At 50.6% G+C, this 22,608-nt stretch carries 12 protein-coding genes; 10 read left to right on the forward strand and 2 right to left on the reverse strand.

What is annotated here, in order from left to right:
- Positions 1 to 12: 12 nt before the first annotated feature.
- Positions 13 to 4,965, reverse strand: coding sequence for a PQQ-binding-like beta-propeller repeat protein (locus KOO62_08575; protein ID MBU8934050.1), 4,953 nt, complete (start codon positions 4,963 to 4,965; stop codon positions 13 to 15).
- Positions 4,966 to 5,840: 875 nt separating this feature from the next.
- Between KOO62_08575 and KOO62_08580 the strand changes: the two genes are divergently transcribed.
- From KOO62_08580 to KOO62_08600, 5 genes are all read left to right on the forward strand, one after another.
- On the forward strand, positions 5,841 to 8,246 hold the full coding sequence (locus KOO62_08580; GenBank protein MBU8934051.1) for an SMC family ATPase: 2,406 nt from the start codon (positions 5,841 to 5,843) through the stop codon (positions 8,244 to 8,246).
- Positions 8,239 to 8,898, forward strand: a complete 660-nt coding sequence (locus KOO62_08585; GenBank protein ID MBU8934052.1) for a thermonuclease family protein — start codon at positions 8,239 to 8,241, stop codon at positions 8,896 to 8,898. The genes KOO62_08580 and KOO62_08585 overlap by 8 nt, the downstream gene beginning before the upstream one ends.
- Positions 8,899 to 9,034: 136 nt before the next feature.
- Positions 9,035 to 9,598 (forward strand): hypothetical protein, encoded by a 564-nt coding sequence (locus KOO62_08590; GenBank protein MBU8934053.1) that lies wholly within the window; start codon positions 9,035 to 9,037, stop codon positions 9,596 to 9,598.
- 166 nt (positions 9,599 to 9,764) lie between these two features.
- Positions 9,765 to 10,409, forward strand: coding sequence for a hypothetical protein (locus KOO62_08595; protein MBU8934054.1), 645 nt, complete (start codon positions 9,765 to 9,767; stop codon positions 10,407 to 10,409).
- A gap of 62 nt (positions 10,410 to 10,471) precedes the next feature.
- On the forward strand, positions 10,472 to 10,882 hold the full coding sequence (locus tag KOO62_08600; protein ID MBU8934055.1) for a hypothetical protein: 411 nt from the start codon (positions 10,472 to 10,474) through the stop codon (positions 10,880 to 10,882).
- A 117-nt stretch (positions 10,883 to 10,999) separates the two neighbouring features.
- On the opposite strand, the gene KOO62_08605 is transcribed toward KOO62_08600, so the two are convergent.
- Positions 11,000 to 12,718, reverse strand: coding sequence for a hypothetical protein (locus tag KOO62_08605; protein MBU8934056.1), 1,719 nt, complete (start codon positions 12,716 to 12,718; stop codon positions 11,000 to 11,002).
- A 377-nt stretch (positions 12,719 to 13,095) separates the two neighbouring features.
- On the opposite strand from KOO62_08605, the gene KOO62_08610 reads away from it, so the two are divergent.
- The 5 genes from KOO62_08610 to KOO62_08630 form a co-directional block, all read left to right on the forward strand.
- A complete protein-coding gene (locus KOO62_08610; protein MBU8934057.1) occupies positions 13,096 to 14,469 on the forward strand; it encodes a sigma-54 dependent transcriptional regulator in 1,374 nt (457 codons plus the stop codon).
- A 140-nt stretch (positions 14,470 to 14,609) separates the two neighbouring features.
- Positions 14,610 to 16,733, forward strand: a complete 2,124-nt coding sequence (locus KOO62_08615) for a DUF2723 domain-containing protein (GenBank protein ID MBU8934058.1) — start codon at positions 14,610 to 14,612, stop codon at positions 16,731 to 16,733.
- A 374-nt stretch (positions 16,734 to 17,107) separates the two neighbouring features.
- Complete coding sequence (locus KOO62_08620; GenBank protein MBU8934059.1) at positions 17,108 to 19,762, forward strand: hypothetical protein; 2,655 nt, start codon at positions 17,108 to 17,110, stop codon at positions 19,760 to 19,762.
- A gap of 375 nt (positions 19,763 to 20,137) precedes the next feature.
- Positions 20,138 to 21,730 carry a hypothetical protein gene (locus KOO62_08625; GenBank protein ID MBU8934060.1) on the forward strand — a complete coding sequence of 531 codons (1,593 nt, stop codon included), beginning with the start codon at positions 20,138 to 20,140 and terminating at the stop codon, positions 21,728 to 21,730.
- A gap of 113 nt (positions 21,731 to 21,843) precedes the next feature.
- A partial coding sequence (locus KOO62_08630) for a hypothetical protein (protein ID MBU8934061.1) occupies positions 21,844 to 22,608 on the forward strand: 765 nt, incomplete at its 3' end.

A 22,608-nucleotide genomic window follows, 5' to 3' on the forward strand; every position in this document is an offset into this window, starting at 1 on the left:
TCTAAAATCAAATTAGAAAGCAAAAGCACCAACCGGGCAGTCACCACCGTTGAAGTAGAAGTCAATCAAGAAGTAGACATCATCAATATTGATGAGGCCACCCGGATCGCCATCTACATCTGAGAGGTGCTGGAACGGAATCGCTCCAGGAGTACCATCAGCAACGGTAATAGCCAGGTAAATGATGTCAGCCAGGTTAACCATGCCGTCATTGTTGACGTCACCACGGCCGAAACCGGCCCACTGGTTGACCAAATTAGCCATAGGTACCAATTCCGCAGAACTGGAAGCGTCAGCCAGACCAAACAGTTGGAAGTGAACCACACCGATTTCGTATGTTTCATCTCCTACGAAGTCATGCTGAGCCAGGGTCACGAAGGCTTCTTCGTCACCAGCACCCATGTCACCATCACTAAAGATACCAGGACCTGCGGTTACGTAACCCCAGGCGGCATCCCAGAACTGAGCCCAGTCCCAGAAACCTTGACCCGGGTTCACGCCAGAAGTACCCCAGACGTTAATCGAGGGTTCATAGCCGCAACCAAACGGAATCTTCACCTGACCAAAAGCCATATCCATTGTTGATTCATTGAAGAACCAGGATGTAGATATGTCACGGTCGATAAAGATGGTATCGTTACCGGCATCACAGTCGAAGTATTCGCCCATGTACCAGTTAGGTAGGTCAAGACCGTTACGTTCGGTGATTTCCATGATCTCAAGGGTAAGGTTAGCCAGCTCGGGAACGTCAATGGCGCCGACTACGCGACTGTTACAGTACAGTCCCATAGAGAGAGCGGCATCGAACGGAGCACCGAAGTTGCCCCAGTCCCAGCCATAGCCAAGGTCGAAGTTCTGGACCGAGTCGACCCAGCTCTTACAGACCATGTTACCCAGGATAGGATCATAGGTCCCACCATCGTCGTTGGTCATGTGACCCAGAGTGACGCCAGTTTGTAGTGCTGGCTTGCACTCACCGTCACACCAGTTCGGATCTGGCTGCATCGAGACAAAGGCATCGACTTCACCACCACCTTGGGTCCAATCTTGACTATTGGTAGCCATGCGATGGCCGAGGGTGTCGCCGTCGTCCGCCCACCAGCCGTAAGAGCCCTGGTAGTACGTGGCGCCGTCGCCGTCAATCAGGAAGCAGTTGAAGCCGGAGGCACCGTCACCCCAGTCACCTGTTCCCAGGCGGCCAGTGTTGGTAACGTGCTGCGCATTGGCTTCACCAATACCGAAATGCAGTGTCGTGGTGTCAATCAGACAGCCACCGACGAGTGTCACATACATTTCCGGACAAGCTAAAGTATCATCCAGAAAATAGTCCGGATCATTGGTGCAGAGCTGCACATAGAACGACTGCGGGCCACGGTTAATGTTGGCCTGTATAACGTCCACTACGAGATCAGCACTGTCACCGGCAGCCAAAACAGTCCCGTTTGTCGGGTAGTTTATGCCGTTGATGAAGTCCGGCATGCCAGCCGCAGAAGTGTTGGTCATCCGCTCATTAGAGAAGTCACGGATAGTCTCGATCGAGCCTTCATCTATAGTGAGGTACTTAGACAAGAAAGCACTGCGGGAAATATCATTGGCGATATTGGCCGCACGATCCATGAAATCAACCTTAGTATTCGAAGCAGCAAAATTGAAGATAACCGTTCCAAACGGATCGGTATCAGCAATTACGCTGTTGAAAATAAGGTCAGCACATCCGGTATTCGTGAAGATACTAGGAGCAGAGAGTAGTACACTTGCCTGTCCACCAAACTCAACCGCAATTTGCGGGACGTAAGTCTGGATTTCGAGGCGAGGACGTGCAATGTCCTTATCCTTCAAGACGAATAGATTACCTATCAAGTCAGCTGTGACGAGAATAGGTTTACCGAGTTCATCAAGACCAAGTGCGACGCCCACACCCTGACCAGGTGTGACGGAATGGCCACGACGTTGCCAGAGTTCTTCACCGGTGTTGCCATTAACGCAATGGAAGAAGCCGTCTTCGGTGAACGCATAGACCAGATCAGGTGTAGGCTCCGGCTCGCAGGACATAACAGCGCCGGAATAGTAGCGACCACCACTTGCACTGCCAGGCTCGGTCCAATCCACACTACCGGTGAACTTGTTGACGGCATACAAATTGCCACCAGCAGGCGGTCCCATCCAACGAGTCAGGGACGGCATTATCACACGGTTCTGATCAACAATGGGCGTCGAGTAGAACACACGGTTCGCAACCGTAGGATCACCTTCAATAGTTCCGTCCGACGCATGAATGCGATAGAACAGACCGTCAGTCGGGTGATCGGCTTCGGCACGCGAGTTTGCGTAGATCATATTAAGGCCGGCGTCATACGCAATACCACCAGTGAATCCTTCGTCTCCGACATACCCATTAGTATGGGTATATATGTTGACAGCCTGCAATCCACCAGCAGGGGGTACGGAAAGCTGCCAGTTGATAACACCCGTGGCAGCGTCGATGGCGTAAATGTCGCCCTCGGCTGCAGTGGCACGAGTACTGTAGAACAACTGGGTGCCGTCAGTGGCGCCGGAAATCCAGGTACTCTGAGTAACATAAACTGGGAAACCAGGAATTATGGCTCCAGGGAGTCCACCAGTAGGAATATCAATTCCAACTACTGCTGCATCGGCGCCGGTACCTTCTGATCCCCAGTAGAGGTTCTGGCCCAGAACGATGAAGTTGCCCCATCGCATCGAGCCAAACATTTCAGCGGGAGTAACGGTAGTGTTGGCACGGGCCCAAAGCTTGGTGCCAGTGGCGAAGTCAAGGCAGAAGATTTCACCATTGCTACCACCAGTAAGGAACATGACAGGAAGGTCACTGTTGAATCCAGGTACTACGGCGATTGTCGGTGCGCAACGCACGTTCCCCGGCGTACCGTATTCCATTGGATAGAACGTGTATACCGGTAAACCGGTAGTAATGTCAAACACTATATATTCATCAGTGAACGAGCATACTACACGGTTGTCATAGATCACCGGAGCGGTCATACTAACGCCATTAGCATGCTTGAAGTTCCAAAGCAGGCTCATGTCGCACCAGGAATCACCGGTCTCCACATAGGAGTGGCCAGTGCGTGCCTGGTCGCCATTCCAGGTCGGATAATTCGCGACGGGAGCGCCGGCGGGAATTACCGAACAATCCAAACCAGTGTATGGAACGCAGCAATGAGTGGCTTCTATGACCATATTCCAGTCACAGCCAACGCCCCAGTATGTACACATGGTGGACCAGGCGCCCCAGTACTCAGCCCAACTGTCAACGCAAGCACCGATACCGCCACCAGCGTCGGACATAGTACGGATACCATCGATTGAGTCAGTACCATTCGATACAATGCCAACCCAGTAGTCACCAGAGATATAGGCGTCCGTTGCGACGATTTGCATCGCCGGGAATAATACATAGTCACCAGGGTTCAGTGTAACCTGATCGGCTACAGCACCCGGCAAACCACCAGCATCGTGCCAGACATAGACCTCAGAGCTGGTTGTGTATGCGGTCGGTGTGCCATTGTCGTAGAGAGCTATGGCAACTTCCTGCACACGACATTGTGAACCAACGGAACTGAACCTCTGTGCATGACCAAAGTCGCCATAAGCGTCTGGCAGACGCCAGAAATAGTCAACGCTAGTGTAGCACCAGTGGTCCGAGCACGTTTCGAACTCGTCACGACACGTGTAAGGTTCAAACATGAAGTTACAGTCGAGACCCCAACCATTAAGCATGTCTACCCAAGGTCCGCCAGCCCAATAGGAGGCCGAACGGCCGACACCAGCGGTGCCATCGTCGGATAGACAATACTCTAAGTCAACCGTAGCTGACGTTGAGAATGCAACGTGGAAGTCCCCGTTGATCATACCACCGAAAGGAACAGAAGTCCAGGTCGGGAAGGCAGGGTAAGTGCCGGCAGGTACGGTTACCTGGTAGATCGGCGGGTTAGCCGCATCAGGCAATCCGGCATCATCACCCCAAATGGTGACAATAACATCGTCATTACCAAATGTTCCATTGCCTGCATCGTAGACCATGAGGTCTACCTGAACCAGAGTCTCAGGGGTTGAAACGCCGAAGCGCATCGAATAGGCTTCGTCGCCATAAACATCGTGTGGGGCTGCCCAGATATAGGCGGCTCCAGCATAGTAACTATGCCAAGTGCAAACGGAATAAGGGATTTCATTGCAGCATCGTTCGCTCAGGATAAAGAACGAAACATCGAGACCCCAATCATTTAACATCGTCCCCCAGACACCGCCAATGTATTCACTGGCGCGCTCTTCACCCGCATACGGTCCTTCAGCTTGATCCGAAATGATCGCCAGCGTATCGCCGGGACCACTCTGGAGAGTCGTCCAACCGTAATGATATTCATCGCCGTCACCGAACATCCAGCCACCAGCTGTGAAATCAGCCGAGGCATAGCCCAGACCGGAAGTCGGCAGGAGGGCGTAGAGAATATCAACCGAGTCAAGTTTGTTACCTGGGAATCCAAAACCATTATCGTCCCAAAGATACACACGCAAATCCGGCGTGCCGGTCATAACGGATCCGTACATGAGCAAATGAGCAAAATACAGCGTACAATCGTAGCCGTCTTCTGTCGTAAAGCGCATGTTGAACAGATCATCTCCATAAGCATCCGGGATTGGCCAGTAGTAGTATGGAGCACCACTGGTATAATCCTGAACGTCACAGAATGAGAGATAAGGCGTGCCGGGCATAGAGAGGCCTGGCTCTACCTTACGCAGGGCAGATTCTGGTTTCTTAAAGGCGGGTTGTTCCGGACGGCCGTCAACGATAGCATTAAATCGAGGATTCGATGCATCAATCTTGATGACCGGGTTCAACTCACCTTTGCTTACGTCTGAAATTGCCGTACTGCTCAGGCCAATAACGAGACCTAAAACGAATACTGCGATTATCAGTCTTCTTAACATGTATATCCTCCTTAAAGTAAGGAAAGCTGTGAACTTGCCGCACAAACGTCGGCGAATTACCGGACTTGCCTTTTTATCGGCAGTCATAAGGCATTCCACCATGACCTCGCTGTTGTGTCTAGGGAAATGCGAGACAAACGCTGTATCAAACAAGTTCAAATGTTCCTATCTTTCGGAGTCGGAGTTTGTAACTCCAGTTCTTTCTTTTCGTTGTGTCAAAAAAATTCAGTGCTTTGTAGCTCATTATTTCACGGCTTATAGGTGTTTCTATTACCTCCATTAAACTAACCGCCTATATGCCCGAGGGCAAAAAAGCAGTTCGAGGTTATGGAAATAGTGGAAGTTATTGAGGGTCGTATATCAGACAATAGTCGTGAAACCGTCAGTCATACCACAGCCGGAATTCCAAATGGGATTCAGAAGGCGATAAGACAGAATAATCCCCAAGCGAACCGGAGGATTTCGTTCAATAACAAATTGTCTTCACAAAAGAGGGTAAGATGTACGTTACAGACTAAATCATAAGTGGCTCTCAGATCTATTCCGCAACCTGCACACGCTCGGTACCAACTTACCTCATACTCAGGATTTGTCAAGTCGAAAATGGAAATAATTTCCAGAAAGTATTTGTAGGTCAGAATCCCTTGCGGTCCAGACAATTATCCAGTGGGCGGCAGACGCCCTCGTCTGCCGCTTTCGGCAATAGTAGCATTGTAGGTCAGAACCCCTTGTGGTCCTGACAATTATTGAAGGCGGAACCGCGAAGAAGGGTTCCACCCTAAAGCATGACAACCAATCAGAGCGATATATCACAAACTCTGTAGAAATCGAAGAAAGGCTTGACAGGACGCCGGCTCGGGTCATCTTGGTGTGGGATGCAACTTCATTCGCTAAAAATTCGGAATTATCGGGTACTTCGGAAGGTCGATCTTGAGTTTGGTGATGCTGTTATTGGTATCATCGGCAACAATGGGGTCGGTAAATCTTCAATTGTGGAGGCCATTTCATGGGCGCTTTATGGCCACCAGGCAGCCCGATCAGCCCGCGATGAGATCAAATCCAGCTATGCTGCAGCCAGCGATAATTGCGAGGTGACGCTGGATTTCTCCATCAAGGGAGAGTCCTATAGGGTAACTCGAAGCCTGATAGGAAAGCGAGAGAGGCCGGAAGTGCAGTTATTTCGGGGGGAGGCTTCGGAATCGGTGGGGGTAACTGAGACTCGACGATATGTCGGGGAACTTCTGGGGTTGGATTGGAGAGGTTTTTTGACCTCTTTTCTGGCCCGACAGCAGGAACTTAACGCCCTTTCTGACCTGCCACCGGCTCGGCGGAGAGACCATCTGGCTGGAATGCTCGGTATCGAAAGGCTGGATCGGGTAGTTGCGCGGGTCAAAGAGGAAGCACGCCTGGATCGGGAAAAGGCAGAGTTGCTGGCCCCGCGACTGCTGGATTGTGACCGGATCTCGGCCCGGATAGCTGAACTCAGCTTGGAAAGATCCAATCTGACTCGGACCGTTGCAGAATTAGATGCTGAGCGCAGTCAATCCGAAAAGGCGTTACGACAAACCACTATACAATACACCAAACTACAAGAGACGCGGTCTGTGTGGAGTCAGTTGACAGCTCAGATGGCGGCGATGGAGACATCTCACCGTCAGTTGCGGCAGCGGTTGGTACAATTGCGTGCTGAAGCAGATCGTCTGTCCGGACAAGCCGGCGAAGCTGATAGTCTTAAGGGGAGGATTACGGAACTTCCGGTATTGAAACGGTGTCTTGATGATCTTAGGGCCACCCGAGGGCAGCTTGATCTTCACCAGCAGTTGACCACTCAATTGAGTGAGCTGGTTACTGAACGCAAGGATTTACGGCAGAGCCTGACTATGATCAGGATCGAATCCGGGTCGTTGAAGAAAGAGTTGGACGGAGTTCCTTCTGATATTGAGGGACAATCCGACCGGGTAGGTCAGAAACTTGAGGAGGCTCGTGAAGAATACTCCCGGTGTCGGGGTCAGGGAGTAGCCGTGACAGAGCAGATATCTAAGTTAAGGATGCAAATGGAGCAGATTGCCAATTTGGGGCCGGACTCTACCTGTGATCGCTGTTTGCGTCCGCTTGGAGACGATCTGCCGAGCATCCGAAAGCACCTCAATGAGGAGATGGGACGACTCGCTCAACAGGATAATGAAGCCTCCCAACAGTTGAACACACTCAAGGCTGAGGGAGCTCTTTTGAAGGAAGAGTCGACCCGTCTTCAGGCCAGCGAGACTCGACAGCGGGAACTGCAGATCAAACAAGAATCACTCGCTAAGAACGATAGTGAGCTTGTTCGGCGGGAAGAAGAAATCTCGCAGAGATTAGCTGATGTTACCAGTCGTTTGGATAAGGTCGGGCCGGTTGAATATGACCCTGAGCAGTTCTCCCGGGTGGAAAAGCAGGTTTCTTCTCTGGAGGATGATGAGAAGAGTCTCAACCAGTTGTTGGGTGCCCTGGCCAGGAAGCCTGCTGTCGAGAAAGAGATTGGTGATATTAAGGCTAGCATAGTGAGGTTGGATCATGAACTCGCTGATTCTAAGGAGGAACGAGAAAGTCTCGATTTCTCTGATAAGCGTTTCGAGGAATCCAGGTCAAAGTTCGAGGAGGCTCAGGCGAAACTGGAGAAAGTGCGGGGAGAGTTTGTGGCGGGAAGCACTAAACTTGAGGTCATGGCCAAGGAACTTGAATCCCAGGGGGAGCGGCTGGACGATCTCAACAAGATACGCGAGCAGGTCGATCAGTTACGTGATGACCAGTATTATGAGCAGAAGCTCGGTAGTTTGTTTGGGGAGTTTCGGGAGTATCTGGTATCGCGAATTCGTCCGACGCTGGCGGATTTTTCCAGTCGGCTCATTTCTGAAATGACAGATGGCCGCTATTCGATGGTCGAACTCGATGATAAGTATAACCTGCGTTTGCTTGATGCCAGTCAGTTCTATGGGATTGACCGCTTCTCCGGCGGAGAGAAGGATTTGGCCAATCTGTGTCTTCGCCTCGCAATCTCGCTGGCTCTGACCGAGTCGGCTGGTCTGGATCGGTCGTTTATCATTTTGGATGAGGTTTTCGGATCCCAGGATTCTAACCGCAAGGAGCTTATACTAAGTGCTTTGTGCAACCTGAAGCAACGCTTCCCGCAGATTATTCTGATTACTCATATTGAGGATATCCGCGATCAGGTGGAGACATTGATCGAGGTGGTTCCGGACGGGGATGGTTGGTCGCGGGTGGAGGTACATGGGCATGGTTAATCACAACCGACAGCGGCGGCTGGTCATACGATTAGCGATCATGATTCTTCTGGTTGTTGTTCTGGTGGCATTTCGATTCGTAGGGGATATTGGACAGGAGAAGCATCCTAATGAACGATTCATTGTGGTCAGTGTCAAAGACGGCGATACCTTCACCATGACAGGAGGCGATAAGGTCCGTCTATTGTCGATGGACACGCCCGAGAAGGGGGAACCATTCTACGATGAGGCTACCCGGCTTCTCTCCGATCTGGTGTTGGGCGAGGAGGTGCATCTGGAGTTTGCCACTAAACGTCGTGACAAATATGGCCGGCTGCTGGGGTATGTTTATGTAGACAGCCTGTTTGTCAATCGTGCAATTTTGGAAAATGGTCTGGCAAATTTGTATCTGTTCAAGGATACCGATCTTGATCGGGAAGAGACGAACATTCTGTTGGGGGCGCAACGTTTGGCACTTGAGCGCAAGGTTGGGTTGTGGTCATTAGAGAGGGAGAAGGAAGATTACTATGTCGCTCGACCGGGGTCATTTCGGTTTCATCGTCCCGGTTGCGGTAATCTGAGACGCTCCAATTCGCAGGCGGACCGACTTTTTGATCATCGCCGAGAGGCACTCTGGGAAGGCCTGTCCCCCTGCCGCCGCTGTAGGCCGTGATGGCCCAGCGGACTCGTGACCGCATGACGATTCAATCACCCATCTGAGAGTTGCAAGAACGGCCCCTTTTAATTTGTCAATATGGACAGTTTGTGCGTCTATGGAGTATACCTTATATAGAAGAGGGTTATTTTTTATGAGAAACTTACGGTCTGTAATTGCGACGATACTTGTGCTCGCCCTGATAGGCGCGGGTTGTGGCGGCGAGAACCCCACTAAACACCAGGGGACAAGCAGCGCATTCTACGCCAATTCATTCGAGCTACCTACCGATACGCTCGGTTGGACCGGTCTTCATCCTGAGATGTTTGTCGACGGTGCCGCTCCCGGATGCGGAGAAAGGGCGCTTCAGATCGGCGGGGGCTGCCTTCAGCCGGCGGCAGCACTGACATTTTCAGCAGTAAGATGCGATAAGTATTATGCTGTCAGCCTGTGGGGCAAGATTGATCAATCCCGCCAAATGGGTTCCGTTATGCTGACCATCCCTGGTGACGAAGGCATGTTTGGACCGTCAATTGCAATCAGAGTTGATAACGTGAATTGGACCCACTATCGTTCGAGTGAATTGCTCCATGTTCCCGCCGGAGTCGACATGTCTCTGATGCTGTTCATCGGTGGTTTTGTCCCGAGCGGGATGATGATAGACAACCTTCAGATTGAGATGGTGATACCTGCAGATGAGACTAGTCGGTGCGATTGACCAACGTGAGATTCACGACATTGTCTTCAACATGTTCGCCGATGATTAGGCGCAGATCACTTCCGGCGGTTTCTGGTTAGATTCCCACCGGCGGGCTATCCCGCCTGTGCATGTCGTAGCAAGATTTTTGCTTGCCCGGTCTCCTTTGTTTGTACAACATACAAGTATGAAACTAATCAAAACCATATGCATGTTGGGTCTCTTGGTCGCGATGGTGGCTCTGTACTCATCCGATTTGTTGGCCCAGACAGTATCCGGCCTGTCAATTAAACCGCCCGACAGTGCCGAAGCCGAACGGGTCCGTATCTGGGTGCCCATCGAGACCACCTCTAGATGTCGTACTCAGATCAACATTATGGACAGCGCCGGCGATACGGTAAGGCATTTGATCAACTATCTACCTAAACCGGGATATTATAATTTCTATTGGGACAAGCGTGACGATTCCGGCCATAGGGTAGAGGCTGGCATTTATCCTTACGTGATCGAAAACTGCGGTGGGGAAAAACGCAGACGAGAGGTCGAAGCCCGGTTTTCTCGCTGGGAGCTGGCCTCGGTTTTTACTCCACTGGATACTGCTCGACCTTTCTGGATTGAACTTGAGTTGCTTGAAGACTCCGCTTTGGTCTCTGTCCGATACTTTACCCACAACGACCGACTGCTGGACAGTTTGGTTGTTGATTCGCTTCTGAACCGAGGGAAGCACGAGTTCGACTGGTCCTCCAGTCGCAGGGCTCGTCGCGGCAACTACATTATCAAGGTGTCTATAGGTGACTATCAATATATCCGCGAAGTAACCCACATTCCATGAGAGGCAACCCCTGTTTCCTTCGTCATGTGTGGGCGATATCTGTTCTGGCGATCGTCTTTGTCATGTCTTGCTCAAGACCTCCCGCGCCTGTAGCCAATCAGCCAAGTCTGGACGAGGGGTATTGGGAGAAAGTCTGGGTAGATCCGCAGATTGTTCGTGCCGAGACGGATTACACCCTTATGCGATCAGATCGGATCGACTCGCTTTATCACGAACCCGATGGCCAGTTGCAAACCAGTTTTTCATCGCTGGAGTTTGTTATAACTGAGGATTCATGTCAGGTGAGTATCAGCCTCGAAGGTGGATTTGACAGATCGCAGGTGGTTCCCATGATGGTCCGAACGCTGCCTTCGGGATTCTACAAGTTCACGCCTACTTCCGGGATTTCGTTGGGGCCAATCGGGGCTAGTGATCCATATCTTATTAGGGCGTACATCTGCGGCAGGGAGAGATTCGTCCCGGTCATAAGATAGCCTCGCTACGTAATAGAACAGGATTGAGTAGGTCAAAATCTGTCTTCAGTTTTAATAGGCTGTGCCTGTTTTTTCGTCCAGGTAGGGAAGCAGTCCTGCGCGTAAGCCAGAAAGCAGTCATCGACTGCCAGAGATGTGGCTCATTAGCTGGACCGACCGCTGCTGGTCATCGTTGTGGCTGAAGTAATACTCGTTGAAGAAAACCAGGTCCCGTCTCACCCGATCAATAGGCAACGTATCAATGCCTGCGATATACTGATCCAAAAACTCAGGGAAGCGAAGAAACTTCACTTCGGGGTACTGCCTGAAATTGTCCATCATGTCGTTATGATAGGTCACAATGTGGCAGATAGCACCATCGAAGGAGATCACACCGGGAAGGCTCGGGTCCGGTTGGGATTGGAATGTACCACCCAGCACGAAATTGACTCCCCGACGCACCAACTCGGGATATGGAATCCGTTTCTCGTGTCCCGGCCGACCTCGCTTCTGAATAGGACGGTGCGCGGACTCTTTATCCGTGAGTGAACCTGCAGCCTCAATAGCTTTGGAGATCCTTGAGTAATAAGCCAGCATTGCTAGTTTGCCGTAGTATGCTGCAGAGACATCCAGACCAGTCAGATACTTCTTGAGCTTGGCTCCGTCTCTCCGTGCATTACTTATCAATTCACTCGGGTAGTGCGCCTGCTCGTTGGTTATTCCATCAATGCTCTTGTCCGGAGGGTCAAAGGGATCGTTACGAAAGATAACCATCAGAACCAGGGCGGCCACGATTGCCGCTTGGAGTAATTGTGATCGCACAGTGCGGATAACGGCTGCTTCTATTGTCAAAAGCAACATGGCTGTGATCGGGATGAGAAATCTCGCAAACATGAAATCTCCTCCGACTCGCATCACATACAAAACAAAAGGCATGGTGCAGAATAAACCCAATACCAGAATACGCTTCGCAAAGGTATCAAGTTGAGCTCTCCCCAATGTGGCTCTCAGTGCCACCCACCCGGCCACTATCCAGGCGGGAACTATCGCCAAGAGTGCGCAATTGGTTTTGAAGTACAGCCACACATAGGTCCAGCCCTGAGAGTAATACGGCAAACTTGCCGACTTGGCGTAGTAGGGATTCGGAAATGGGTAGCCGTAGTATGCGTACTTGATTGCCCAATAGGGTAAGTAGATTACAACGAAGGGCAGAAGATACAAGCCGAGTCGACCACAACGCCTTTCGCCACGCAACAGAATGTATGGAATCGCCATCACCAGAAACAGCATAGCGTCTGGTCGCGTCATGGCGGCCAGCACATTCACCATACCTGCGGCGAGAAAATCATTCGGCTTTTCAGCACGAACCAATAGGACAAAACCGGTCGTTACCAGGAAAGCCGTGAACATCGTCTCCAGCCCCGAGGTCGCCCAAATCTGCATATCCTCATGTAGAAGAACCGCCAGAGCCGATAACGGCACAGCAAGCGCGGCATGATTGCGTTCTCCTGTAAAACGATGACTTAGTCGGAAACACAAGAGAGCGATGCCGACGAAAGCTGCGATGCCGAGCCACTGGGTCAGTCTAACAGGATCAAGACCGATGAGCAGGCCTCCGGCGACGATAACTGTCCACAGGAAATTGGTGTAGCCTTCCACTCGTTCACCAACGTTGTACACCAACCCGTGACCGTCGTTCAGGTTTTGCGCATAGCGGAAAGAAATGAAAGCGTCGTCGCAACACCATGCCAGTCCAATCGCGCCGGCGACTCCGACAACCAGTGCGCCGAGCAACAACAGTTGCGCGATCCGGCGGCTAACTGCGTCTTCAAGGTATCTATGCGTCAGACGTGACATCGTATGAGTCTCACGAGAACTCGAACATGTAACCAGTAGAAGTTCACATCACTTTCACTCGAAGATGTTATGGGCTTCAGAACACACGTCTACAGTCGTGCACCATCATCGCATTATTCCATTATCCCTTCGAGAATATAGGACGATAGACAGTTTCGAGCAAGTTGTAGTATGCTGCCCTGCTATGTCTGGTCAAAACAATTTCCTTGGCATGCTCGGTGTGCAAAGCCTGAACAGCCTCACCGGTTTTGGCTCTCTCGTGGCTATAATCAAGCTTCTTGTGTTCACCACTATGGGGATTGTCCGATACATTGAGTATACTTGCACCTTTTTTTCGGGGTGACAGACAGGATTGGTATAGTTCGTAAGGAGTGACGATGGCAAACATCCTCGTAGTTGACGACAAAGATTCGATGCGTAACATGCTTACCGAAACCCTCAAGGACGAAGGGTATCGGGTGGATAGCGCGATTGATGGCCGACGCGCCCTTGAACTGGTGCGTAATAAATCCTATGATCTTATTCTGACCGACCTGCGAATGCCTGAGGTCGATGGTCTGGAAGTCTTATCATCCATCAAAGAAATCGACGCCGAAGCTTCCGTCATTGTGATGACGGCCTACGGCACTATCGAGGACGCAGTCTCGGCGATGAAAGAAGGCGCCTACGATTTTGTCACCAAGCCTTTGGATACGGAGCACCTTTGCGTTCTCATTGCGCGCGCTCTGGAAAACCGTCGGCTGATGGCCGAAACAACTCTGCTTCGCCAGGACATTTTGGGCGGTCACGAGTTTTCGGATATCATTGGCCAGAGTGAAAAGATGATCGAGATATGCAGTCTGGTTAATAAGGTTGCCAAGTCTGATGCTTCGGTGTTGCTTCAGGGCGAAAGCGGAACCGGCAAAGAGCTTTTTGCTCGGGCTATTCACAGTTTATCGCACCGCAAGGATGGTCCCTATATTCCGATCAACTGTGCCGCAATCCCCGATACGCTTCTGGAGAATGAACTGTTCGGCTCCGAGACAGGTGCGTTTACTGGAGCTGTGCGAAAGATGGGTAAGTTTGAGATTGCCCACACCGGCACAGTATTCCTCGATGAAATCGGCGACATGGATTACGCCTTGCAGGCCAAGCTTCTGCGTGTCTTGCAGCAGAAGAATTTTGAGCGGCTCGGTGGCACCAAACCGATTGATGTCGATGTTCGTGTGATTGCCGCCTCAAATATGGACATCCAGCAACTCATCAAGGAGAAGAAGTTCCGCGAGGACCTGTATTACCGGCTTTCTGTTTTTCCACTGACAGTACCACCGCTAAGAGAGCGCATAAACGATGTCAAATTGCTGGCGGAGTTCTTTATCGATAAGTTCTGCAAGGAACTCAAAAAAGGGACCAAGTCAATTTCGCGTGAGACGCTTAGTATCCTCGAGAAATATCATTGGCCGGGCAATGTGCGTGAGCTTGAGAACACTATCGAACGGGCCTGTATTCTTGCTGAAGGGAAAAAACTGACACCGGATCACATGGCTATTCGTATTCGCGGTGACAATGAAATCCAATTGCGCGATGGTGCCGGCCTCAAAGAAATTGGCGCTCACGCCAGGATGGTAGCGGAGAAAGGGACGATCATTCGTATTCTCCGCGAGACGCGCGGCAACAAGCGCAAAGCGGCCAAAGTTCTCCAAATCGACTACACTACGCTGTTCGACAAAATCAAGAAATACGAGATCGAGAAGGCGATGACGGAAGGGTAGGGGGATTTACACGATCGGATTTTATAAGGCTGTCCCATCCGGGGCAGCCTTTTTGTTGATCTCCGGACATATATTGTGCAACCCTGCGTGAAAGCAGTCCTGTCCGGAACCAACTTGTCGCTCAGGCGTAGGAATCATTGATGGCACACCTGTCACAGCATGGCGTAAAGTATCATAGCTCAGGAACCGAACAAAATCGAAGCCGTGTTACTCTTTGGCTGGTTTTGTCTGGTGCTGTCGTTCTCGTTGTCTACTGGCTGACTGCCTATCGTTCGCTGGCATGGTGGGACAACCCCGAGTATGCTCTGGCTGCAGTCAATCTTGGTGTACCCCACGCTCCCGGCTCGCTCCTGCTTACCCTCGTAGGACATATCGCAATTGTTGTTACTCCATTTGCTGACAGCATCGCCACACTCAATCTGCTGGCCGGGCTGATCGGTGCGTCAGTTGTCGCTGTACTAACCTATTGTGCAATCTTCATGTTTCATCTACAGACTAACGACAAGTATGAAGCAACTACTCGCTCAGCCAATCGTCATGTGTTGCTACTGGCAGCCGCGGCAGGAGCTATAATAGTTGGGCTTGGTGAGACGCTTTGGATCTATGCCACTATGTTCACGCCGTATATTCTCACCCCCCTGTTTACGATAATGATTCTGTTGGTTATTCTGCAATGGTGGAAGAACGCGGATCGACCTGACTCGCTTCGTTGGCTGATTCTGTTGGGGTTTTTGATTGGACTTGATTTTTCGGTACACCGCACCAACGCAATTCTGATTCCCGGTATAGCCGTCTGGATTCTTGTCTGTTACCCGCGAAGTTTTCTGCAGTTGCGTACGTATCTTTCATCCGCCTTTGGATTGTTTGTCGGACTGACCCTGCACCCGGTGATTATGTTGATCGCCCGCACCAATCCATATCTCTGTGCTAACCAACCCGACAATTGGGAACGCTTTCTTGAATATGTTACCGTCAAACAAGCCGGCGGTAATTTTCTTATCAATTTCTTTCCGCGCAAGGCGGACTTCGTGTCTGAGCAGGTCGGTGATGTGGTCGTCAGCATTCAAGCATCGTTCATCCCGATCGACAGCAGTTTTGGTTGGCTTGCGCTTATACCGATTGTGATCGCTCTGTTTGGATTCGTCAATCTGATACGGAGAAATCGCAATATAGGGACTGCGTTTGTCTTACTCTTTGTCGTGACTTCTACAGTAACTGTTCTTTACTTCAATATCCCGGCCGGTTTCTTCCGCTCACTCCACCGTCATTATCTGCCTCTACAAATGATGATTGGACTGATGCTGGTTTATGGAAGCATGTCGATTGTCAGTCAGATAGCACAATGGCGTTTGAAGCAACGTTCATATGCACAGGCCTCTGTTGTCTTGTTGCTTTGTGTAGGAATGGTGTCGCAAATTGACCGCAATTATAGCCAACTTGATAACTCGAGTAACAGCTTCGCCCATGACTTTGCCTATAGTGCGCTTATCGGGCTTGAGGAAGATGCAATCGTTTTCAGTTCCGGCGACAATGATACTTTCCCGCTCTGGTATATTCAGTCAGCCGAGAAAGTGCGACCGGATGTCACGATTGTAAACCTTCCGCTAACAAACACCCACTGGTTCCTGCGTCAAATTCTGCTTCGAGACAGCAACTATCCGCTCCCTTACTCACCGGATGATCTTTCAGACCTACGAGCTCAGCCCTGGTCAGACACAACTATCAGTATACCTGTCGTTGGTAGGGCGAGTGATTTTGATCTATCTGATGATCTCGTTCTTCCCGACTCGGTAACTTTTCAGGTCGATCCATCAATTATACAGGGTTACCTGCTGGCGCATGACTTTGTGCTTTTACAAACAATAATTCACAATCAATGGCGGCGGCCAATCTATTTCATGTCTACTGTGTCGAGTCAGAATACGCGCTGGTTACGGGATTATCTACGGATGGAAGGCTACGTACAACGGCTGCTGCCGCTTTCATCTCCTCCGAGCAACAGGGCAATCCTGACGAGGAATCTGTTCGAGTTGTATCGCTATGAGAGTTATTCGAGTGATGAAATGGCAATCGATGTGATTTCACGGCAGATGGTGACTAATCTGTATTATGGCTTCATTGAATTGCTTATGATCGACAGTACAGATAACGACACAGTCGATCGCGAACGTATCTGCAACCGGATACACACTCATCTTCCGTTTGATAAAGTCAATCCGAGCGAAGCAATCTTAAGCTACTTCGATCAATTGTGCGGACATTAGGTAACTGTTACATCTTGATGGTCGAAGCATGGTGCTTTCGATAGCCCTCCTTACCATCCTGTACAATTACGAGTTGTAGGTGATACTGATAGTGCCGGTATGTGTCCGATTGTATACGGATTTGGTCTACCCGGTGCCCTTACAAACCCTTGACACCTGTTGAATAATGGCTATATTGTTGGCGTAAGTGGACTTGGCGGACAAGCGCCGTCGTATACTACATATGGACACCATTTTGACCACTTTCGACCGTGACAATCGACCCGTACAGCAGTGTGGATTCAGATACAGCATGTGTATATGTGTGTCTGCTTTGTATGATGCCAAAATTGTAGCAAGAAATCAAATTACCCTAATATAATCGGATCGGGGATATGAACCACAAATCGTTAACGCAATTTTCCACCATCTTCCGAACCACAGCACTGACGATTGTGTCAATGTTGATAGCAGTTTCGGTTGCATCGTCCGCCACTGACCGCTTGACTCAGAACTATACTTTCGAACGACCGGCAATTGAAAAAATAACCACCGGTAGCGGGCAATACGACCGTGTGATTATGCCAGGTGCTCCCAATGGAGGTCTAACCGGCCAGCCATCACTTCCGGCTATAGGAGCGAGAATCCTGTTGCCCTATGGGACTGCGGTTGAAAACGTGGAGATCATTGTTGGTGAGAAGATCTTGCTTGGCGATGGTTATCTTATGGAACCGGTGGCACAACCGGTACCATTGTCGTCAGACCCTGCTTTATTTGTACCCACGTTGCCTGATCCGACGATCTACGGTTCGGCCGACATATTCCCATCCAATCGTTTCGAGTCGATTGGTGTGCAGAGTTTCCGTGGCTATCAGATTTTAACAGTGAAGTTGTCCCCGGTTGATTATCTCCCCAGCACCGGCGAGTTGTGGTATTATCCTGATATGGAAGTCGTTGTAAACATTGTGACGGATGATGATCCTCCGCAGTTGTTCCGTGGGCTTGCCGAAGACGCTTCCGAAGTGCAGTCCCGGATCGACAATCCGGAAATCGTCGCCGACTATTCCAGCTATAGTCTGAGTGGGAGCAAAGGGTATGACCTTCTGATCATCACTACTGCCGCTTTGCAGAGTGCTTTTGTGCCGCTGAAGAACTATCACGATGCCGAGGGCATTCTCACCGAGATTTTCACCACCGATGATATTGGTAGTTCTCTTCCGGAAGATGTCCGCGACTATATTCGAGATCGATATATCAATGACGGTATCCGCTATGTTCTGATCGGAGCCGATGACAATCTTATCCCGGCCAGGGACGTATATGTCAAGTCCTATCCCGGAGGGTATGAAGAGTACGATATGCCGACCGACCTGTATTTTGGGTGTCTCGACGGTACATACAACTATGATGGCGACTCCCAGTGGGGTGAACCGTATGACGGCGAAGGGGGCGGCGATGTTGACCTGGTGGCTGAGGTTTTTGTCGGTCGTGCTGCGGCCGGGGATCTCGTCGAGGCGGAGAGATTTGTCACCAAGACGCTTCACTATCTTAACCGCACCGATCCCTTGCTGAACAAGGTTTTGCTGGCAGGTGAGCATCTCGGTTTTGGTGGTATCTCAGAGTATGCCGCCAGCAGCCTTGAAGAGCTCGTTGACGGTTCGTCCGCCAATGGATACATGACAGTTGGAATCCCCAGCTCATCATTTAGTATTGACGAAATCTACGATCGCGATTGGGATGGCAATTACTGGTCAAAAGAAGAACTCGCCAGCCGGATCAACAGCGGTCTGCATATTCTCAATCATTTTGGTCATGGAAGCTCCTATTATGCGATGAAGTTCAACACCAGTACGGTTATGAGCCTCCTGACTAACACCGACCTCTTTTTCCTCTACTCTCAAGCCTGTCTGTCGGGGCACTTCGACGGGATTGACTGTTTCGCTGAATACATGAACATCAAGAGCGATCACGGTGCTTTTGCGGTCATTATGAATGCCCGTTATGGGTGGGGCATGGGCGAGAGCACCGATGGCCCATCGCAACGTTTCAACCGCCAATTCTGGGATGCTGTGTTCAATCCCAGTGAAGCCAAGACGCGTATTGGTTGGGCGAATCAGCGATCCAAAGAAGACAACCTGTATCGCATCAATGAAAGCTGTATGCGGTGGTGCTACTATGAGTTGAATCTACTGGGTGATCCGACAGTGGCTTTCAAGGGAGTAGATACCTGTTTCGACACCGATGGCGACGAGGTCTGTGACATTGGTGACAACTGCCCGACCATTTACAATCCAACGCAGGCCGATGCTGACAATGACGGTATTGGTGATATTTGTGATGAATGCGTCGACACCGACGGCGACGGCTTTGGCGATCCGGGTTACCCGGCCAACACCTGCGCTCTTGATAATTGTCCCGACATTCCCAATATTCGCCAGCACGACTTTGACGGTGATGGTCTGGGTGACCCGTGTGACGACTGCACCGATAGTGATGGTGACGGGTATGGTGACCCAGATGCCATGTTCAACACCTGTGATGACGACAATTGTCCAACGACCAGCAATCCCGACCAACTCGATGTCGACGATGACGGGATCGGAGATATGTGCGATGATTGTACCGATATTGATGGCGACGGTTATGGCGACCCCGGGTATCCGCTAAATACTTGCGCGGAAGATAACTGTTGCGACACGGCCAACGCCGGACAGGAAGATTTTGACGTCGATGGCCTGGGTGATGTTTGCGACAACTGTCCGGAGACATACAACCCGGGGCAGAAAGACTCCAATGAAAACGGCATTGGTGACGACTGCGATGGCTGTTGCATTAACCGAGGTAACGTTGATGGAATATCAGGTGACGGAGGTCCGATAGATATTGCTGATTTGACTTACCTCGTAGCTTATTTGTTCACTGGTGGTGAAGAACCTCCCTGCATAGAAGAAGGTGACATAGACGGCAATAGCGAAATCAATATAGCCGACCTGACCCATATTGTGGCCTACTTATTCACTGGTGGCCAACCACCGGTAGCGTGCCCATAGCATTTACGTACAGATAGAATAGATTGGAACGGCCACTTCTCACAACGAGGAGTGGCTGTTTCTTTGGCTGGAAGTTGAAGTATCTCTGGCAGGTGAATACACTACCGTAGCCCTGTGTGGCTACCACAAATCCCTTGTAAGCAGAAGCCTTCCTTGCTATATTGTAATTATCGAGATATAGAACGACAGCAGGATGACGCAAGCTTCGATTACGATCAGTTCTCGCAGTGTGAGTGACGAGTTGGCTGTGGGTACGCGCACCACGGCAACTATTTGAGATGATTATAATGACGAGCAGAACATAGCATATCAATAGGTATGGTGGACGTCTGTTACTTTAGGTAGTAGGTTAACATTTATCACAGTGGAGGAAGCATGAAGCAAAAGCTAATTATTGCGGTCTTTGGTCTTGTTCTGATGGTAGCCGTTCTGGCTATGGCCACATCAGAGGGCGACACCCGACAGGCCTACGGAACGCAATCGGTGACGCCGATTGAGAAAGTAGCACCGGAACCGGAAGCCAGTAAGTCGATGAAGATTGGCTATGGTAATGTAATTGTTAGTCTCAATGGTGGCCTCGACCAGGCAATAATAGGGGAAACCAACATCATTGAGTTCTGGATTGAAAACAGCGAAGAGGTCAGGGCTTTTACTCTCGGCTTCGAATTCAGCATTGGCAGGGACTTCGCATTTGATCCCGTTCACGGTGGGTCTGGCCACTATGTCAAGGAGTGGAACGATGCAATTGGTGCTTTCAGTGATTTTACGGGTCTACTTGAAAGCCCGGCATTCAACGACGTTAACCCTGACAGCATCTTGTACGGCGGCAACAGCTTTATTGGAGGCTTGCCGCCCAACGGTTTGCGTCTGTGCTACACGATGGCGGTCTATATCCCGTCCGGACAGGCCAGCCTTCCGAACGGATTCTGTATCGATAATATCTTTTTCCCAGAGGCTGGAACATGGACGTTTGTTGATCCGACAGGCGCAAGCATCCCCCCTTACTATCAATGGATTCCTAATACCAGTCAAACAAACCCTGACGCACCCCCGGTCTGCTTTGATATCGTGGCGGATCCCTGCATCTGGGAGCCCGGCGATCCTCACAAGATGCACTATCCGCAGCTACCGGATACGTTCGGAGCGGGATGGGATGTGGTAAGCGATTTAACTACAACCCCGGTCTTTCTGGCCGATGACTGGCGGTGTTCCGAGACTGGATGGGTGAAAGACATCCACTTCTGGGGAGGGTGGTGGTACGGTGGAGTTGGGTATGTAGGACAGATCACATCCTTTGAGCTGAGTATCTGGGCGGACATCCCTGCCGATCCTCCGCAGATTCCCTATAGCCGTCCCGGGGAGAAGCTGTGGACACGCACGATCAATGCAGGTTATTTCAACATCACTCCGAAAGGTCCCGGGTCAATCGCGGGCTGGTATGATCCGTTCATGCCATATATACTCCCCGATGATCATCAGGGTTATTTCCAGTACGACATCTGTCTTGATTCGTTGGATTGGTTCTATCAGCAATTTGGAACCATCTATTGGCTGAGTATTGCAGCCACAACCGACGATGAACAATCCGCGGTTTGGGGCTGGAGAACGACTCAGGACCACTGGAATGACGATGCGGTCTGGGGCCTCGATCCGGGTGTTGAATGGCTTGATCTGTGGGACCCTATCCAAGAACCTCCTGTGTCACTTGATCTGGCTTTTGTCATTACGGGTGACCATGATTTATGCTGTATTCCACCAATTCGCGGCAATGTCGACTACGATTTGCTCGATGAAATCAATATTGCTGATCTGACCTATCTTGTGTCCTACCTGTTCACTGGTGGTCCACCTCCTCCGTGCTTTGAAGAAGCTGACATAGACGGCAGTGGCGAGATCAATATCGCTGACCTGACTCATCTGGTTTCGTACTTGTTCTCTGGTGGTCAACCACCGTGGCCGTGTCCCTAAATTAAAGGAGAATGCAAATGCGAGTTAAAATAACAATGTTCCCGTTTGTTGAGCAGACGATTTCGATCAATGCCACCATTATTTACCAATAACTCGCGAGAGGAGTAAGCGTGATGAGAACAGTTATATCGAAAGTAATCCTGGTTGTCATTGTGGTAGGAGCTTTCGGCTTGGTGATGACTTGCACGGCCACGTCCGCCTGGGCCGACTGGTTGCCGGGAGACGACCACAAGATGCATTATCCGCAGACACCCAAACAGGGTGGCTGGGATGTCGAGTTTGCCGGGTCACGTCTGGCGGACGATTGGATGTGCTCGGAGACAGGACCGGTGACTGATATCCATTTCTGGATTTCATGGATGTATGATATGGAGCAACCTATCAATGACATCCGTATTGGAATCTGGTCGAACAACCCATCCGGCCCACTAGGCTGGAGTGTCCCGGCCCAGCTACTCTGGGATCGCATTTTCACCGCCCAGGATTTCATGGTTATCGAGTGGGAACCTGATGTGCAGGGTTGGTATGATCCCTCCTCAGGACAATTTGAATTGGGCAACCATATGCGTCGGTTTCAGATCAATATCGAAGATATCCAGGATCCATACGTACAGCAGGAAGGTGTTATCTACTGGCTGGAGATAGATTTTGGACCTCTTCCTTTTGTTGGCTGGAAGGAAACGGACCAGAATTGGAACGATGACGCCGTCTTTTGGTACTCACCTTTCTGGTGGGAAATAAGAGACCCCCTCACCGGGACCTCAATTGACTTGGCCTTTGTGATAACCGGTAGCTGCTGCAACCACGACGGGATTCGCGGCAATGTCGACTACGATTTGCTCGATGAAATCAATATTGCTGATCTGACCTATCTTGTG

The organism is Candidatus Zixiibacteriota bacterium, assembly GCA_019038695.1.
Classification (GTDB): Bacteria; Zixibacteria; MSB-5A5; order GN15; family FEB-12; genus B120-G9.

Coding starts and splice junctions, on each gene's coding strand:
- KOO62_08575 (MBU8934050.1), bottom strand. CDS start 4,965: ATGTTAAGAAGACTGATAATCGCAGTATTCGTTTTAGGTCTCGTTATT.
- KOO62_08580 (MBU8934051.1), top strand. CDS start 5,841: ATGCAACTTCATTCGCTAAAAATTCGGAATTATCGGGTACTTCGGAAG.
- KOO62_08585 (MBU8934052.1), top strand. CDS start 8,239: ATGGTTAATCACAACCGACAGCGGCGGCTGGTCATACGATTAGCGATC.
- KOO62_08590 (MBU8934053.1), top strand. CDS start 9,035: ATGAGAAACTTACGGTCTGTAATTGCGACGATACTTGTGCTCGCCCTG.
- KOO62_08595 (MBU8934054.1), top strand. CDS start 9,765: ATGAAACTAATCAAAACCATATGCATGTTGGGTCTCTTGGTCGCGATG.
- KOO62_08600 (MBU8934055.1), top strand. CDS start 10,472: ATGTCTTGCTCAAGACCTCCCGCGCCTGTAGCCAATCAGCCAAGTCTG.
- KOO62_08605 (MBU8934056.1), bottom strand. CDS start 12,718: ATGTCACGTCTGACGCATAGATACCTTGAAGACGCAGTTAGCCGCCGG.
- KOO62_08610 (MBU8934057.1), top strand. CDS start 13,096: ATGGCAAACATCCTCGTAGTTGACGACAAAGATTCGATGCGTAACATG.
- KOO62_08615 (MBU8934058.1), top strand. CDS start 14,610: ATGGCACACCTGTCACAGCATGGCGTAAAGTATCATAGCTCAGGAACC.
- KOO62_08620 (MBU8934059.1), top strand. CDS start 17,108: ATGAACCACAAATCGTTAACGCAATTTTCCACCATCTTCCGAACCACA.
- KOO62_08625 (MBU8934060.1), top strand. CDS start 20,138: ATGAAGCAAAAGCTAATTATTGCGGTCTTTGGTCTTGTTCTGATGGTA.